At 56.9% G+C, this 15,987-nt stretch carries 16 protein-coding genes and 1 other RNA gene; 8 read left to right on the plus strand and 9 right to left on the minus strand.

Annotated features, from left to right (window positions below):
• Positions 1–16: 16 nt before the first annotated feature.
• Positions 17–338, plus strand: an RNA gene (rnpB, locus tag BD01_RS11115) — RNase P RNA component.
• On the opposite strand, the gene BD01_RS06865 is transcribed toward rnpB, so the two are convergent.
• Genes BD01_RS06865 through priL form a run of 3 tightly spaced genes read right to left on the minus strand, consistent with a single transcriptional unit; the run spans position 324 to position 3,401 of the window.
• Positions 324–1,169 (minus strand): DMT family transporter, encoded by an 846-nt coding sequence (locus BD01_RS06865; protein WP_042691244.1) that lies wholly within the window; start codon positions 1,167–1,169, stop codon positions 324–326. The genes rnpB and BD01_RS06865 overlap by 15 nt on opposite strands.
• A complete protein-coding gene (gene priS, locus BD01_RS06870) occupies positions 1,166–2,200 on the minus strand; it encodes a DNA primase catalytic subunit PriS (protein WP_042693246.1) in 1,035 nt (344 codons plus the stop codon). Before priS ends, BD01_RS06865 begins: the two co-directional genes overlap by 4 nt.
• Positions 2,193–3,401, minus strand: coding sequence for a DNA primase large subunit PriL (gene priL / locus BD01_RS06875; protein ID WP_042691246.1), 1,209 nt, complete (start codon positions 3,399–3,401; stop codon positions 2,193–2,195). The genes priS and priL overlap by 8 nt, the downstream gene beginning before the upstream one ends.
• 210 nt (positions 3,402–3,611) lie before the next feature.
• Here priL and BD01_RS06880 point away from each other — a divergent pair, with 210 nt between their 5' ends.
• From BD01_RS06880 to BD01_RS06890, 3 genes are all read left to right on the plus strand, one after another.
• The gene (locus tag BD01_RS06880) at positions 3,612–4,364 is read left to right on the plus strand and encodes an ATPase domain-containing protein (RefSeq protein ID WP_042691249.1); all 753 of its coding nucleotides are present in this window, start codon (positions 3,612–3,614) and stop codon (positions 4,362–4,364) included.
• A 74-nt stretch (positions 4,365–4,438) separates the two neighbouring features.
• Positions 4,439–5,569 (plus strand): fibroblast growth factor, encoded by a 1,131-nt coding sequence (locus BD01_RS06885; RefSeq protein WP_245599211.1) that lies wholly within the window; start codon positions 4,439–4,441, stop codon positions 5,567–5,569.
• Positions 5,548–6,672 (plus strand): tripartite tricarboxylate transporter permease, encoded by a 1,125-nt coding sequence (locus BD01_RS06890; protein ID WP_042691255.1) that lies wholly within the window; start codon positions 5,548–5,550, stop codon positions 6,670–6,672. The genes BD01_RS06885 and BD01_RS06890 overlap by 22 nt, the downstream gene beginning before the upstream one ends.
• Positions 6,673–6,676: 4 nt before the next feature.
• Here BD01_RS06890 and BD01_RS06895 read toward each other — a convergent pair whose 3' ends face one another.
• Positions 6,677–6,985, minus strand: a complete 309-nt coding sequence (locus BD01_RS06895; protein WP_042691257.1) for a DUF5748 family protein — start codon at positions 6,983–6,985, stop codon at positions 6,677–6,679.
• Between the two features lie 94 nt (positions 6,986–7,079).
• Between BD01_RS06895 and BD01_RS06900 the strand changes: the two genes are divergently transcribed.
• Positions 7,080–8,270, plus strand: a complete 1,191-nt coding sequence (locus tag BD01_RS06900) for a class I SAM-dependent rRNA methyltransferase (RefSeq protein WP_042691258.1) — start codon at positions 7,080–7,082, stop codon at positions 8,268–8,270.
• An 88-nt stretch (positions 8,271–8,358) separates the two neighbouring features.
• Here the strand turns inward: BD01_RS06900 and BD01_RS06905 are convergent, their stop codons facing one another.
• Positions 8,359–9,102 (minus strand): RlmF-related methyltransferase, encoded by a 744-nt coding sequence (locus BD01_RS06905; RefSeq protein WP_042691260.1) that lies wholly within the window; start codon positions 9,100–9,102, stop codon positions 8,359–8,361.
• A gap of 36 nt (positions 9,103–9,138) precedes the next feature.
• Positions 9,139–10,401 carry a M20 family metallo-hydrolase gene (locus BD01_RS06910; RefSeq protein WP_042691262.1) on the minus strand — a complete coding sequence of 421 codons (1,263 nt, stop codon included), beginning with the start codon at positions 10,399–10,401 and terminating at the stop codon, positions 9,139–9,141.
• Between the two features lie 106 nt (positions 10,402–10,507).
• On the opposite strand from BD01_RS06910, the gene BD01_RS06915 reads away from it, so the two are divergent.
• Positions 10,508–11,323 carry an MBL fold metallo-hydrolase gene (locus BD01_RS06915; protein WP_042691264.1) on the plus strand — a complete coding sequence of 272 codons (816 nt, stop codon included), beginning with the start codon at positions 10,508–10,510 and terminating at the stop codon, positions 11,321–11,323.
• On the opposite strand, the gene glmM is transcribed toward BD01_RS06915, so the two are convergent.
• Positions 11,292–12,662 (minus strand): phosphoglucosamine mutase, encoded by a 1,371-nt coding sequence (gene glmM / locus BD01_RS06920; RefSeq protein ID WP_042691267.1) that lies wholly within the window; start codon positions 12,660–12,662, stop codon positions 11,292–11,294. The genes BD01_RS06915 and glmM overlap by 32 nt on opposite strands.
• 22 nt (positions 12,663–12,684) lie before the next feature.
• A complete protein-coding gene (locus BD01_RS06925; protein WP_042691269.1) occupies positions 12,685–13,083 on the minus strand; it encodes a UPF0146 family protein in 399 nt (132 codons plus the stop codon).
• A gap of 110 nt (positions 13,084–13,193) precedes the next feature.
• Here BD01_RS06925 and BD01_RS06930 point away from each other — a divergent pair, with 110 nt between their 5' ends.
• On the plus strand, positions 13,194–14,219 hold the full coding sequence (locus BD01_RS06930; protein WP_042691270.1) for a TrmB family transcriptional regulator: 1,026 nt from the start codon (positions 13,194–13,196) through the stop codon (positions 14,217–14,219).
• A gap of 5 nt (positions 14,220–14,224) precedes the next feature.
• Positions 14,225–15,571: a glycogen synthase gene (locus BD01_RS06935; RefSeq protein ID WP_042691273.1), complete on the plus strand. Its 1,347-nt coding sequence runs from the start codon at positions 14,225–14,227 to the stop codon at positions 15,569–15,571.
• On the opposite strand, the gene BD01_RS06940 is transcribed toward BD01_RS06935, so the two are convergent.
• Positions 15,568–15,930: a ribonuclease P protein component 2 gene (locus tag BD01_RS06940; protein WP_042693248.1), complete on the minus strand. Its 363-nt coding sequence runs from the start codon at positions 15,928–15,930 to the stop codon at positions 15,568–15,570. The two genes, BD01_RS06935 and BD01_RS06940, sit on opposite strands and share 4 nt — an antisense overlap.
• Positions 15,931–15,987 lie beyond the last annotated feature (57 nt).

The following is a 15,987-nucleotide window of genomic DNA, read 5'->3' on the forward strand; positions in this document are numbered from 1 at the left end:
TTTCTGCTTCCTTACGGCGAGGGGGTCGGGGGCTCTCGGGGCACTCCCGAGGAAGTTCCGCCCACCGCACCGGGACCGCGGTGCCGTAAGGCACCTCCCGGGAGGGAGGGCAACGGCGCAGAAACGACACGGCTCCCGGGAGATGTGGATGACGCGCGCGAAGGGCCCGGCGACGGGCACCGAGCTAACCCGCAGACAATCCCGGGGGATGCGGTGAAACGGCCGTCCCGCGGGGTGCAAGGCCGTGGGAGGGGCGATGAGTTCCCGGTGCGAGCCCCGTGGTAGGCCGCTCAGTCGAATGCCCCCTTGACACAGAAGGCGGGCTACGACCCCCTCGCCAAATCAATAGCTGAGGCGAGTAGAATTAGGGCGCCACCTATAACGGTTCTAACTCCCGGTACCTCTCCAAAGACCAAGAACGCGTAAACTATCGCGCTCAGCGGGTCGAGGTAGCTCAACAGGGAGGCGTCTTTGACCTCCACCTTCTTCAGCCCGTCCATGTAGAGGTAGAGGGCGAACACCGTGTGGAGCAAGACGAGAACCGCTATTGCCCACCAGACCGGGCTTCCAACGTTTTCAACGGCCACGAAAGGAATTAAAACGACGGAAGCTACCGCCAGCTGGAGGAAGGTTAGGCTCTCACCGTCAACGCCCCTCATGAACCTGCCGAGGTTTGGAATTAGTGCATAGAAGAGCGCTCCCAGAAACGCGAATACGATTCCTGTGAAGTCCCTGTCGGAGAGGCTGATTCTCTGGGAAGACGCTATGAGGAGCAGTCCCGTGAAGGCTATGGCGAGGCTCAGAACCTTTCCCGCGTCGAGCCTTTCATTGAGGAAGCGCCACGAAATCAGCGTCGCCAGAACCGGCGCGGTGTAGTAAACGAGAACCGCGTTCGCTATGCTCGTGTAGTTGAAGGCCGTGAAGAGGAAGACCCAGTTTAAGGCTAACGCAGTCCCGAGCGCGAGCATGTGATAGGGCCTCTTTCTCAGCTCCCCCAAGGCGTTTCTGAGCTTTCCCCTGAGGCTGAGGAGTGGAAGGAGGACGAGCGCTCCAAGCGAGACCCTCGCAAAGGCGACGCCCAGGCCGGAAAGCCCGGAGAGCCTGCCGAATATTCCGACGCTCCCCCATATAAGCATTGCAAGCGCTATCTGGACCTTTCCCCGGTTCATAGCGAGCTCTCCCACTCCTCGTACGCTTCCTTTACTTCCTCCTTCCTGAACTCTGGCACGGCGTCCCTGAAGGGGTTAAAGCGCTCGAGTTTCCCCTCATCGGGGCCGATGTAGGTCGTTATCAGCCCGACCTTGGAGTGCAGGCTCGACGGCAGGCGGAGGATTCTCTTTACATCGACCGTAACGCGCCCGTCGAAGTAGGCCTTGGAGAACGTGCTCGATATCGAGAACAGCCTTATCAGCGTTTTATAGCCGACTCCGCTTGGGAAAGAGGCCAGCAAACCCCTCTCGACGAAGCTTCTGACGATTCTATTCCTGCTCTCATCGCTCAGGAGTTTTCTGGCAAGGCCCTTCTTTATCCCCGCGCTTATCAGGTGGTTCTCGTTTGCCCTCTTTATGAAATAGCCGAAGCGAAGTCTAAACACCCTGAAGTAGCCGCTCGACAGCATAATCCTCCTGCTCATCACGTCCTCGTAGGTTACCTCCTCCGAGGCGCTGATGTAAGCTAAAATCCTCTCGCGGGCCTTGGCGTCGAGCCTCAACGCCCATTCGTCGAGAACCCTTATGTGGTAGCCCCTGCCAGAATAAACCACGTGGACGTTCTCAAAGCCGAAGTCCTCCTTAAGAACCACTAGAGTGTCCCTTGCGAGCTCCTTCGCGTCCTCCAGGCAGATTGGGCACACCTGCCCGCTCGGGTGAAGATTCTGGCATCTCCTGAGGGGCAGGTCCTTGGCGTCTATGTCGAAGACGAGCTCGGCCCCGAGCCAGCCCTCCATCTGGGCCGGTTCGCGGTAGAGCGCAACCGATGTGTAGATTGCGTAGGGTGAGGTGGCCTTAACGTAGTCCTCCAAATCTCTAACGTCGGTGAATACGTTCTTCCTGTCGCTCGGGCCCTCGCCGGTGTGGTCGAAGCCGAACTCGCGCTTTTCAAGGCTATCAATGATGAACTTCGGAATCCTTTCGGCCTTCCACTCGTCCTTGTAGTAGAGCTCCCTCTCCTCCCTGCTGACCTCTCTGAGCAGTTCAGCCACCCTCCTCACCCCCTTCACCGGTTTCGCTCCGCTCCTCCCTTGCGAGCCTTCTCAGATAGTAGGTCAGCGGGTTCTTGACCCCCCTGCAGTACCTGTCCGGCTTGCATAGCTGGGGAGCGTTGGCCCTTATCTTGTCGCAGTTCGGCGGGAAGTACCACGTCGAATTTCCGCTGTCTTCAAGCGTTGGCTTATCGGTCAGTCCGAAGCCGAGGTGGTACCATATGTTCTTAATCTCGTGGGGCTGGTCCTCGAAGAGCGGCGGCTTACAGCGGTTGCCGGCCTCTATGATAACCGGTAAAATCTCCTCCTCGATGACCCTTAGGTCGCTTACGCAGTCCTTAACGCGGACGTCCTTCCTCGGCGGGTTGGGGCAGATGCGCGCGTAGCTCAGGAAGCTCGTTAAGAGAACCGTAATCGCGTAGTTCCTCATTCCCGCGGGGACGCCTTTTAGGGCCTCCTTAACGCACGGCGGGAAGAGGTCGAAGCGGAGCGGTTTCGCGCCAACCTTTCCGAGCTTCTCAAGCCTCTCCTTGAAGTACTCCCCGGCGAGCTCCTCAAGCTTCTCCTTAAGCTCCTCGTAGAATTCGGGAAGTTCGTCCCTGACGTCCGCGAGAAGGCTGACAGCTTTATCGAAGCGCCTCTCAAAGGCCATCTCCCAGAGCTTTAACGCCTCGTCCCAGCGGAGGTAGGCGTATCCTTTCCTTACGTAGACCTCCTTCAGCGACCCCTCCCAGAGCTCGAGGAACTCGCTCAGGTGCATCCTATACTTCAGCTTGAGCTTCTCCCTCTCGTCCTCGGGCAGACTTCTGTCCATTGCCCTTTCAAGTATCTTCCTGTCCCTCTCGGGTATCCCCTCCGTCGGCTCAATCTTTAGAAGACTTCCCTCCAGCGAGCCCTTTCTCTCTATCCTCGCGCGGTAGAGCTTTGCCGTTGCCTTCTTCACGAACTCGGCCTCGATGCCATAGGGGGAGAACGCCAGCGCCCCGAGCAGGGCGTAGAATCTGAAGAGGTCCCTGAGCTCCTCGAGTGGGTCGGTTCTGAGGAGCTCTCCCGGGGGCTCATTGGATTTTAGCATCCAACCGACGAGTGAGAGTGCCTCGTCTGGGTCTATGCTTGAGGGAATCCTTTCAAGGAGCGTTAGAACGTCCCCGAACTCGCGCCTGATTAGCTCCTGTGCGTCCCTTCCAAAGGGGTCGGACATGGTTTCACCTTGCTCCCACTTTGCTTTTTTCAATAAAACGTTTCCGCCCCTGTGGTGTTCCCTGGCGATTTAATAAGTAAACCGTTGTAAATCTTCCATCAAAGGGGACTTTAGTTCCGTTATCTTCCAAAAGTTTTATATCCACAAACCATCAATTAGCTATAGCGGATAAACTAAGGGCTATCCCCAACAGCCATCACGGTGATTCGTATGACCAGAGAGGTGTGGCAAGTTCGCAGAGTCAAGACCGGGATTCCCGGTTTTGACGACCTCGTTGAGGGAGGATTCCCCGAGGGAACCACGGTCCTTGTAACCGGTCCCACCGGAAGCGGTAAGACAACGTTCGCGGTTCAGTTCGTTTACAAGGGTGTTGAGCTCTACGATGAACCCGGAGTAATAGTCACCCTCGAGGAGAGGGCGCAGGACCTCAGGAGGGAGATGAGGACCTTTGGCTGGGACATCGAGAAATACGAACGCGAGGGCAAGATAGCCATCGTCGATGGTGTCAGCGCCGTCGTGGGGCTCCCGTCCGAGGAACAGTACGTCCTTGAGGGCAACCTCAACGCCGAGGACTTTTTGAGATACGTCTACCGCGTTGTTAAGGCAATCAACGCCAAGAGGCTCGTCATAGACTCCATTCCCTCCATAGCGTTCCGCCTCAAGAAGGAGGAGGAAATCAGGGAGATGCTCCTCCAGCTCAACACGATACTCCTTGAGATGGGCGTCACGTCAATCCTCACAACCGAGGCCCCCGACCCGAGCAGGGGCAAAATCAGCAGGTACGGCGTCGAGGAGTACATCTCCAGGGGCGTCATCCTTCTCGACTTCATCGAGAGGGAGGTTGAACTCAAGCGCTATCTCTTAATCAGGAAGATGCGTGAGACGAGGCACTCGATGAAGAAGTACCCCTTCGAGATAACCGAGGAGGGCATAGTCGTTTACCCGAGCGGGGAAATCTACTGACACCCAAAATTTTTTAAGGACCTTTGTTCTTACTATTTTCGATGGTTCAAAAACGATTATTTGTAGTCGTTTTGTTGTCATCACTCCTCTTCGTTTCCCTTGCGCTTAGCCGTTACTCCCCAGAGAAAGACTCCTTCACCGGCCTCTGCGTTTATTCTTCTGGCTCCATCTCGGTCCTCTACAACGGCACGGTCACGGTCGCACTCGGGAAGTCTTTGGAGCTCGGAAAGGCCTACACAGTTCAGGGCAGGCTCAGAGCGACCAACCGCGGTCTCTGGATGGACGTTTCCTCAGTAGTCCCCGCAAACGCGACGTTTCCCTTAGAAATTATTGAAGGGGCCTACTGGTACTCCAACGGCCCCGTTCTGCTCACTCCTTCGAGGGTCCGCCTCGCCTATCCACTCAACGCTTCCAAGGGAAGCCTCGTGAGGCTTGAGGGCCTGACCTACGGCTCGAAGTTCTATCCCGTCAATGTTGAAGAGCTCGGCTATTTGAAGGAACCCCGCAATGGCATGCCCTACCCTCTTGAGGGCGTCGTCCTCTACCCGGGCAACCCCGCAACGGTCTGGAACGGGAGCGAGGAGTTCAGGGTTTACCTCCCCCACGGCCTTTCCCTCAGACCGGGCCTTCGCGTCAAAGTCCTCGGCGTTGTGAGGCTTTACTCGACGATTACCCTCTACGTGAATTCCGGCGACGACGTTAACGTCCTCGGGTCTGCCGAGGAGAAGCCCCTCAACCTGGCCGAAATTGGTGATATAGCCACCGGCGAGTGTCTCGTTATCAAAAGTACCTCCCGCTACCTGAAGCTCGACTGCACAGACTTGAAGCTCTACGGCTTCAGCGCGAGAGTCGGCGACACGGTTCGCTTCGAGGCCCTGAGAAGGAAGTCCAGTTTGCTCTGCCTGAACTGCTCCGTTGTAAAACCCCGGGAAGAGTTGCCAAACGACATATGCTCCTTCAACGAAGGCTCCTTCTCGAGAATCTCGGGAAAAGTCGCGTGGGTAAAAGTTTACAGAAACGGCTTTGGCATAGCAAACGTAACAAACGGCACCTGCTCGGTTCTCCTCAAGCTCCCATCGAGGCTTGGTGTCTCTCTGACTGAAAACGAGAGCGTAACGGCCTACGGCTTCTTCACGACCTACCGCGGAAAGCCGGCGTTTGAAGTTCAGTCGGGTGAGGACCTTTGCTCCGGGAAGCACTGTTAGGTCTCCTGCTCGGCACTTTCACGGGAATAACGCCGGGAATCCACGTGAACACTTTGGCTTCCCTTCTCCGCGGTTTCGGCCTAAGCGCGGTCGTTCTCTTTGCGATGGGGCTGACTCATACGTTCCTTGATGCAATCCCTTCAACCTTCCTCGGCGTTCCCGATGAGGGTACGGCCCTCGGCGTTCTTCCGGCTCACCGGCTCGTGCTCGGCGGTAAGGGCCTTGAGGTCGTCAGGATAGCGCTCATCGCGAGCTTTCTGGCGGTCATATTCTTCCTCCCGCTGGTTCCCATCTACCTTCGCCTCGCTCCCCTCTACAGGCCCGCCTTTGGAAAGTTTGCCGTCCTGCTCCTAATCCTTCTTCTCGTCTTCACCGAGCGGGGCGTGAAAAAGATTTATGCGCTCTTCGTAATCCTTCTCTCGGGGATTCTTGGCCTTTTTATTCTCTCGCTCCCGCTGAACGAGCCATTTTATGTCCTCTTCACCGGGTTCTTCGGCGTTCCGGTTATAGTTTCCTCCCTCCTGGCCGGGACCAAGCGAGTAGAGCCTGGCAGTCCGGAGCTCGAGATTACCCCCAAAGGGCTCGTCCTATTCTCTTTCCTGGGGACGCTCTTCGGTATGCTTGCTTCCCTTCTTCCGGCCTTCACGGCATCGCAGGCGGCCCTGCTCGGCTCGTTCATCTCCCGGGACGAGCGCTCGTTCCTGACAATCGTCTACTCCGTTAACACCGCCAACTTCCTCTTCGCCTTTCTCAACTTCCTTGAAACGGGAAGGGAAAGAAACGGAGTGGTGACGCTAATGGAGCCTTTGAGCGTCAAAGCCCTCCCGGCGTTCCTACTCGTTGCGCTCTTCGTGGGCCTCGCGGTTCTCCTCTACGGCGAGCCCCTTGCAAGGTTTCTGGCGGGGGCCCTCTCAAGACTTCCGTACCGGTTTATCAACCTCACTGTTCTGGCGTTTCTGGTTCTCCTGGCCTTCATCTTCGACGGCCTTCCGGGCCTGTTCGCGCTGACCGCTTCCTCGATTGTGGGTTACCTAACCGTTCTCCTCGGGGTGAAGAGAACGGTCTGCATGAGCTCCCTGATGCTCCCGGTCCTGCTAAGATGAAACGTCAGGCGGACTTCTCCTTCATAATCTTCTGGAACTCGGAGTAATCCGTCACGATTCTCTTGCCGTCGAGGGTCTCGAAGTACACCTTCTTGACCTTAATCTTCTTGACGTCGGTGTACTTCATCTCGGGCGGGTCGTAGGAGCCTGGCTCGACAACCTCGTCCTCGACGACGTAGGTCTTCAGCTCGGGCTGGCCTATGTACTTCCAAACCTCGTAGAAGACCTCGGGCTCGAGGTGGACTTCACCGTCGAGCTCAATCCAGTCGGCGCCAATCTCTTCCAAGAACTCCTTTACAACGTCGAAGTGCATAGAAACCACCGCTCTAATATAGGGCTCCGGGGGTTAAATACCTATCGCCGGGCAGGTTTTTAAACCCCCTTCTCTAACCCCTCCGGTGGTGAGAATGGCGAGGGTAATCGTTGACGCCCAGGCGGCGAGGGCCATAGGGAAGGGCGCGATGATAGTCTTCAAGAAGGGTGTCGTGAGAACCGAGGGCGAGTTTGAACCCGGAGACATAGTCGAGGTCTACACGAGGGGAGGGAAGTTCCTCGGCAGGGGCTTCGTCAACCCCAACTCGAACATAATGGTCCGCCTGCTCATCAAAGATAAAGACACCCCGATAACGAAGGAGCTCTTCAAGGAGAGGATTAGGAAGGCCAACGAGTACAGAAAGAAGGTTCTTGGCTACGACAAAGCTTACAGAATGGTCTACGGCGAGGCTGACTATTTACCGGGCCTGATAGTCGACCGCTTCAACGAGATAGCCTCACTTCAGATTTCGAGCATCGGCATGGAGAGGTTTAAGCTCGATTTGGCCGAGGCCATAATGGAGGTCGAGCCTGAAATAGAGACAGTCTTCGAGAAGAACACCGGGCGCTCGAGGAGAAAGGAAGGTTTACCTGAGATAGAGCGCGTTCTCCTCGGCAAGGAGAAGTACAGGACGGTAATAGAGGAAGGAAAGGCCAAGTTCATCGTCGACATGCGCGGTCAGAAGACGGGCTTCTTCCTCGACCAGCGCGAGAACAGGATAGCTCTGGAGAAGTACGTCAAGCCGGGAATGAGGGTTCTCGACGTCTTCACATACACCGGTGGCTTCGCGATACACGCGGCGGTGGCTGGAGCCGAGGAAGTGGTTGCCGTTGACAAGTCCCCACGGGCCATCGAAACCGCCAAGGAGAACGCTAGGCTCAACAGCGTCGAAGACAGAATGAGGTTCATCGTCGGTTCCGCCTTCCCCGTTATGGAGGAGATGCTCAGGAGGGGCGAGAAGTTCGACATAGTTATCCTTGACCCACCTGCCTTCGTCCAGCACGAGAAGGACCTCCAGCGCGGGCTCAGGGCTTACTTCAATGTCAACCACGCCGGCCTGAAGCTCGTTAAGGAGGGTGGAATCCTCGTCACCTGCTCCTGCTCCCAGCACGTTGACATGCAGGCCTTCAAGGACATGGTCATCGCCGCTGGGGCAAAGGCCGGCAAGTTCCTCAAGATGCTCGAACCCTACAGGACTCAGGCCCCGGACCACCCGATACTCATGGCCTCGAAGGACACCGAATACCTTAAGTGTCTCTTCCTCTACGTTGAGGATATGCGCTGAAACTCGGGACGATGACGAGAAAGCACCTCCACTGAGACCGGCGTGAGTGCTGAGACGCCCACGGTCGGAGTCCCTTCGCTTTTCTTCTTCACAGCTTCAATATCAAGCTGTGCCTCCACCGCGCCCCAGCTTTAAACCGAATGTCTTTCACCAAATAGCCCAGCTTTTCTCCCTTCTCGGCTATAACCCTTATCAGCCCCTCCTTGTCGGGCAGGAAGAGGGCCACCCTTCCGCCGGGCCGTAGGTAGTCCCTCGCTTCCTCAATAAGTTTCACCGAGAAGGCCTCGCCGTGCTTTCCCCCGCCAACGCCTTCCCTCTCCGTGAGAACTCCCTTGGTCGGCCTCTCGTAGTAGGGAGGAGCTGAGAAGATGACGTCGAAGCGCTCTCCTTCGGGGATTACTCCCCTGATTATCCCCCCGTTGCTCTTGATTAGCCTGACCCTAGCGAGGTTCCGATTGATGTTCCTCCTCGCGTACTCGAAGAACTCATCGTCCAGCTCCGTGGCCGTTACCTCACAGTCGAAGAGTCTCTCAGCCATAAGTGCCATCATCGCGGTGTGCCCGGTCCCAATCTCCAGAACCTTCTCCCCGCCCCTCAAAAACGTCTTAAGGAAGAGGTAGCGCGATATCGGGGGCGTCACGAGACCGCGAGGATGGTATTCTATCTCCAGCCCGAAGAGGGCCTTCGCTATGGCTCTGTTGTAGAGTATTCTGGCTTTTCTGTTCGAGAAGTCGAGCCTTCCGCGCTCGTCAACGTATTCCTCCAGCTCCGGAAAGAGCTTAACCGCTTCCCTCACAGGCAGTCCAAGCTTTCCGTCCTTCCAGAGGGGCATGGAAAGAGGTGGAAACTGGAAAGAAAAGGCTTTCGCTCAGCGCAGGGCGAGGTAGGCCATTACCTTGGCGTCTTCGACCATGTTGTCAATCTTCGCATACTCGTTGGGCTGGTGAGCCATCTCGTCGAGCGTCGCCCAGACGACCGCTGGGATGCCCTTCCTCCTGAAGAACGCCGCGAAGGTTCCGCCTCCTATGCCCCCTACCTTGGCTTCCTTTCCGCGTAGCTCCTTTATCGCCTCCTTCAGGAGCCTCACTATCTCGCTGTTCGGGTCGGTCGGCGGTGCCGGGTCGCCCCTCTGAAGGACTTCCACCTCGATTTCGGGAAGAACCTTCCCGTCAAGCTCCTTCCTGTGCCTCTCCTTAACTTCTTTCGCGACATCTTCAACGTCCCTGAGAATATCGTCGAGGCTGTACCTCGGCAGAACCCTGCAGTCGAAAACGACCTCGTGCTCGCCTGGGATTATGTTGGGGCTGTCAGCCGGGTTTCCTCCCATCGTTGGCTCGAAGGTGCTCTCCGGCGGGTCGAAGAGCTCGTCCTTCTCGCTGTACTTCTCGTGAAGCCTTTTGTCGAGGTTGTAGGCCAAATCAAGTGCAACGCGGTGTGCGTTCAGGCCCTTGTCCGGCATGCTCGCGTGCACCTGCTGGCCCTTGACCTTGAGCTTGAACCAGAGGATTCCCTTTTCGGCAACCTCTATGAACGTTCCGTCCTCGTTTCCGCCGTCCGGGACGAGAACGAGGTCGTCTTCCCTGAACAGCTCCGGGTGCTCCTTCATCAGCCACCCGATTCCGTACTTGCTCCCGGTTTCCTCGTCGCTGACGAAGGCCAAAATGACGGTTCTCTTCGGCCTTATCCCGAGGTTCATCATGGCCCTTACAGCGTAGAGCGAAGCAACCAAACTCTGCCCGTTGTCCTCGCTTCCGCGCCCGTAGACCTTACCGTCCTTGACGAGCGGTTTGAAGGGCTCCGTAACGGTCCACTTGCTCAGGTCTCCCGGCGGAACGACGTCGATGTGCGTAAGAATCCAGAGCCTCTCGCTCTCCTCGCCTTTCTCGCCGTAGTAATAGGCCAATACGTTCGGCCTGACCCCGTTCTTGGCCCTCTCGTCGGGGGCGTTGTAGACCTCGACCTTATCGAAGGGCCAGTCCCTGATAATCTCAAGCAGCTTCTGCGCCTTGTCGTACTCCCCCTCGTAGCCGTAGTCGGGGCTTATGGCCGGAATCTTAATCAGCTCGACGAGCGTCTTTACCATCTCATCCCTTAAGCTTTCAACTTCCTTCAGAACCCCTTCGAACTCCATCAGAACCACCGCCACTACTTCTCCCCGGAGCTTAAACCGGTTTCGGAGCGCTTATATACCCCACCGCCCAAACCCTACCGTCCGCAGAGGATACGGAGGTGAGGGAGTGATAGAGATAACCTTCCTCGGAAGCGGGGGCGGGAGGTTCATCACAATAACCCAGTTCCGCTCCACGGGGGGATTCCACATACGGGCGAGCAGGAACGTTTACGTTGACCCTGGGCCGGGAGCGCTCGTCAGGAGCTGGCGCTACAAGCTCGACCCGAGAAGATTAGATGCAATCTTCGTCTCCCACAGGCACGTCGACCACTGCAACGACCTTGAGGTCATGGTCGAGGCCATGACAGGCGGTGCGCTCAAGAAGAGGGGAACGCTGATAGCTTCGAAGAGCGTCGTCTACGGCGACGAGACTCATACACCTGCGATAAGCAAGTATCACATAGAGGTTCTTGAGAGCGTCCACACGCCAGAGCCGGGCAACAAGATAGCGATAGGCGAGGAGGAGTTCCTCATAACCCCGAGCCAGCACTCGGACCCGACGACGATAGGCTTCCGCATGAAGACCGCCTACGGCGACATCTCCTACATTCCCGACACGGCCTACTTCGATGGCCTGATAGAGTGGCACGACGGGGCGAGGGTCATCATAGCGGCGATAACGCGCCCGAGGGACATGGGGATTCCCTACCACCTCAGCACCGACGATGCCGTTGAAATGCTCAAGAGCATGGAGAAAAAACCCGAAGTACTGGTAATGAGCCACATCGGCATGAAGATGCACTTCGCCAACCCCTACAAGGAGGCAAAATACATCGAAACGGTGACCGGCGTCAAGACCTACGTCGCAAAGGAGGGCTTCAAGGTCATGATAGACAAAAGGGAAATAGCCGTCAGGACCCTTCGACCCGCGCGCTTCGTTTGAGCTTTTCCACTTCTTTTGCAACCGTTTTATAAGCTAACTCGAAGAGCTCGTCCCTTCTCTTTTCGCTCGGTCCCTCGACGACGACGCGAATCTTCGGCTCCGTCCCGCTCGGCCTGACGAGAACCCACGAGCCGTCCCTCAGCTGGAAGCGGTAGCCTGAAATCGTGAGGACTTCTTTGATTTCCTCCCCTAAGGCCTTCTCAAGCTCTTCCCTAGCCTTTTCGATGACCTTCCCCTTGAGTTCGTCCGGGCACGGGACGTTTTCCTTCCTCAGGTAATAGACCGGAATCTCGGAGACGAGCTTCGAGAGCGGGCCGTTCTCGTCAATCATCTTAATCAGGAGCGTCATCGTCACGAAGCTGTCAATCCAGTTGCCAAACTTTGGATGGACGAGCTTCCAGGGTTCGCCGGCGAAGATGGCTCCGTATTTCTTTATGCCGTCGTGGGGCTGGCCGAGTGGGACTCTAACGACCTTTCCCCCGGCCTTTTCAACCACCTCATCAATCCTCGACCCGGTGTTTATCGACGTAACAACCGTTCCCCCGCCGTTTTCTTCAACGTAGTACCTGGCGAAGAGCGCTATTACCGTGTCCTCGTCAACGTAGTTACCCTTCTCGTCGAAGACCGCTATCCTGTCAGCGTCGCCGTCCTGTGCTATAGCCAAATCAACGCCGAGTTCTTTAACAAGCTCCCCGAGGTAGGCGATGTTCTCGTACCTCGGCTCGGGCTTCCTCCCCGGGAAGTGGCCGTCGACGTGGGCGTTCACGCTTATCACTTTCGCCCCCATCTCGCGGAGCAGGTAAGGCGCCAAAACGCTCCCGGAGCCGTTGGCCCCGTCGTAGAGGACTTTAAGGCCCGTCTCGTGGTTCACGAAGTCGAGAACCGCTCCGATGTAGTCGTCTATAACGTCGAGGGGCTTAACCGTTTTAATCTCGTTCCACTCTGCCTTCCTGAAGTTCCCAGAGAAGACTATCTCCTCAAGCTCCCTCTCCTGCTCGACGTAGAATTCCGTCCCGTCGCCGTTGAAGACCTTTATCCCGTTGTCGGTCGGGGGATTGTGGGAGGCTGTAATCATAACTCCAGCGTCGCCGTGCTCCCTCGTTGCCCATGCTAAAGCTGGAGTTGGAATCAAATCGGCATCTAAAACCTCCATCCCGCTCGCGAGCAGACCGCTTATCAGAGCGTTCTTGAGCATGATGCTTGAGGTCCTCCCGTCCCTCGCGACAACAGCTTTTCCGCTCTTGTATGTTCCAACGGCCATACCGACCTTCAATGCAAGCTCGGGCGTCACCTTCTCCCAGAGCCTCCCCCGAATCCCCGCGGTGCCGAAGAGCTTCATACCACCACCGGCTTTAGTTCGCTCACGGCTTATAAACGTATATTGCTAGCCCACCGTAGTTCATGAGCCTCAGCGGTCTGGGCACGGAGTCACCGCTCAGGGGCAGAATCACGAGGGGAACGCCTGTCTTTCGGCTTAGCTCAACGATGGGCTTCATTATCTCGGGCGTTGGCCTTACGGAGTAGAGAACCACCGCGTCCCTGTAAAGGCTGAGCCTCGGCCTGAAGAGGTCGTCGCGGAGGGCTTTTATGCCGGCTTTCCTCGCGTTCTCAACTGCCTTTTCGTTCCAGTCTATTGCTAAAACGTCGTAGCCGAGCTCGGTCAGCCTTAAAGCCACTTTCGTCTGGAAGCCTATGCCGAGCTCAACCGCCTTTCCCCGCGGGAAGGTCTGGGCTATGAACTCCGCCAGTTTCTCGAGCATGGGGGGTGTTTTTGATACCCCTTAAAAAGTTAAGCAAAAGTTTTATACACTCACCGTGACCATATACCACTAAGGATGAACAAACTAACGTTAGTGAATAGGTGACGAAAATGAGGGAGGAGGAAATCATTGAAAAGCTCCAGAAGCTCGGACTCACGAAGTACGAGAGTTTAGCGTACATAACCCTTCTCAAGCTCGGCCCGAGCAAGGCCACCGACATAACCAAGGAGAGCGGCATTCCGCACACGAGGGTCTACGACGTCCTCAGCTCGCTCCACAGGAAGGGCTTCGTCGATGTTATGCACGGAACTCCAAGGCTCTACCGCCCGGTTAATCCTGAGGTCGTCCTCGAGCGCATAAAGGAGGAGTTCATAGAGGACATCGAGAAGCTCAAGGAGGCGTTTGTCGAGCTCTACAAGCAGACCCACGGCCAGGAGTTACCGGAGATATGGACGATTCTCGGCTTCGACAACACCCTTGAGAGGGTTCAGCACATAATAAGAACCGCCCGCTACGAGGTTCTAATCAACACGCCCTACGAGTTCCTTGAGCTTCTCAGGCGGGATATAAAGGCCAGAAAGGACGTAATCTTCGTGATAATCACAAACCTGCCCGATGAAATTCCCGACTGGCTCAAGGCGGACAACATACTCCTCGCGAGAACCGGCGGTGCCCCCTGGCTTATGGCGAGCTGGATAATCGGCGACGCGGACTACTCGATATTCTTCGGCGCGATTCCCAAGGACAGGAGGCGGGAGAAGTTCTACTCCTTCTGGGCCAAGAGCCCGAGGGCGGTCTTCCAGTACATGCACTGGTTCTACACGATTTACTTCGACAACAGCGAGGTTGTCAAACCCATCAACTACGAGGCACTCTCAAAGCCCCTGACCTTCGTCAACGTCAGGACGCTCATCACGATACTCAAGCACGTTGGTCTTCCGCGGGAGGCCGAAATCACCGGAAAGCTCGTCGATACGAGGGAGCCGGTGGAGCTCCACGGAAAGATAGTGGACTATGAATACACCCCGCTCGTGGCCAACGTGACGATAGAGGCCGGCGGCAACCGCTGGAAGGTCGGCGGAATAAGCAGTTACGTCGAGGACGTCGAGGGCGAGAAGTTCATACTCCTCGAGTGATGCCTATGCGCGTCCTCATACTCTCTTTCGAATACCTGCCGGTTAAGGTCGGTGGCCTAGCGGAGGCCGTTACGAGCATAGCTGAAGGTCTTGTCGAGCTCGGCAACGAGGTAATCGTCTTCACCCCCGACCACGGGCGGAGCCTCGGCGAGCCGTTTCTCACCTTCAGGCTCTCCTTCGAGGGCAGAACCGTCGAGGTAACCGCCAGAAAGCGGGAGCAGAACGGGGTCACGGTTTACACGCTCTCAGGAGACCTCCTCGACACCGACGTCTATCCCGACTGGGAGACCCTCCTCAGGAAGGCCGTCCTCTTCGGCAAGGCCTCCGCCGGTCTGCTCAACCACCTTATTGAGACCTTCAAGCCGGACGTCCTCCACGCCCACGACTGGCACACGGTCTTCGCCCTCGGACTTTTGAAGAAGTACTTCTCTCCCAAAACCGTTTTTACGGTTCACAGGCTCAATAAGGCCAGGATTCCAGCGGGCTACTTCCACGAGGCCAACTTGGGCGAGCTCGCGCCTTATCCCGAGATAGACCCCGAGCACACCGCCTGCTACATAGCCGACGCGGTAACGACCGTTAGCAAGAGCTACCTCCTCGAGGAATGGGACTTCTTCAGGAGCTTCGACGGCAAGGTGACGCACGTCTTCAACGGCATAGACTGCTCCTTCTGGAGTGAGGAACTCCTTGAGAACGCCGATAGGCCGAGGGAGGAGCGGAGACGGCTAATCCTCGGGCGCTTTGGTTTGAGCGACGGAAGGGCCTTCATGTTCATCGGCCGCTTCGACAGGGCCCAGAAGGGCGTTGACACGCTCCTCAGGGCGATAGAGATACTCTCCGGCGACCCCTCTTTTAGGGAGATGCGCTTCATCATCGTCGGCAAGGGCGACCCGGGATTGGAGGCCTGGGCTAAAGCCGTTGAGAACCGCTTCCCTGAGAACGTCAGGGTAATCACCGACGTCCTGCCGAGGGAAACTGTCCGCGAGCTCTACGGCTCGGTGGACTTCGTGGTGATTCCCTCTTACTTCGAGCCCTTTGGATTGGTTCAGCTTGAGGCGATGTGCCTCGGGGCGATTCCAATAGCGAGCGCCGTCGGTGGGCTCAAGGACACGATAATAGACCTCAACGCCGACCCGGAGAACGCCACCGGAATCCTCGTCCCGCCGAGAGATGCATTCGCCCTCGCGAGGGCCATGGTTTCTGCCAAGGAACTCGACGAAGGGACACTCACAAGGCTTCGCGAGAACGCCAAAAGGCGCGCGAGAAGGGACTTCACATGGGAGAAGGCCTGCAGGCGCTACCTGCTCGTTTACACCGGCGCTGTGGACAAGGCGATGCCCTTCCTGCTCTAACGCCAGCCGAATTCGGCTAAAAACTTTCTCTTCAGCCTTTTTATCGTCCCTGAAACCCCGAGCGTCCTGAAGATTGCCTTCGAGCCGTTTATCTCCGTCACGAGGGTTAGGGCAAATCTGAGCTCTTCCACATGCTTCCTGTCAACCCTGACGATTCCGGTCTGGCTCTTTTCATCGAAGCGTATGAACCAGGGTTTTGCTTTGGCCGAGCCAAGAACTCCGAGCGCTGAGAGGCTCGCCTCCCATATTGCCTTCTTAACCTCGTCCTTCCGGAAGGGCCTCTCCCCAATCAGCTGGAAGGCAATGTAGCGGTGCTTCTCGCGGAGCGTCGGGGGCAGGTACTTCGGCTTCTCCCTCATAGGCATCGGACAACTTTGCCCGCCAACGTTTTTAAGGCCTATCCCCGGGTTAGGGTT

The organism is Thermococcus nautili (assembly GCF_000585495.1).
In the GTDB taxonomy this organism is placed as follows: Archaea; Methanobacteriota_B; Thermococci; order Thermococcales; family Thermococcaceae; genus Thermococcus; species Thermococcus nautili.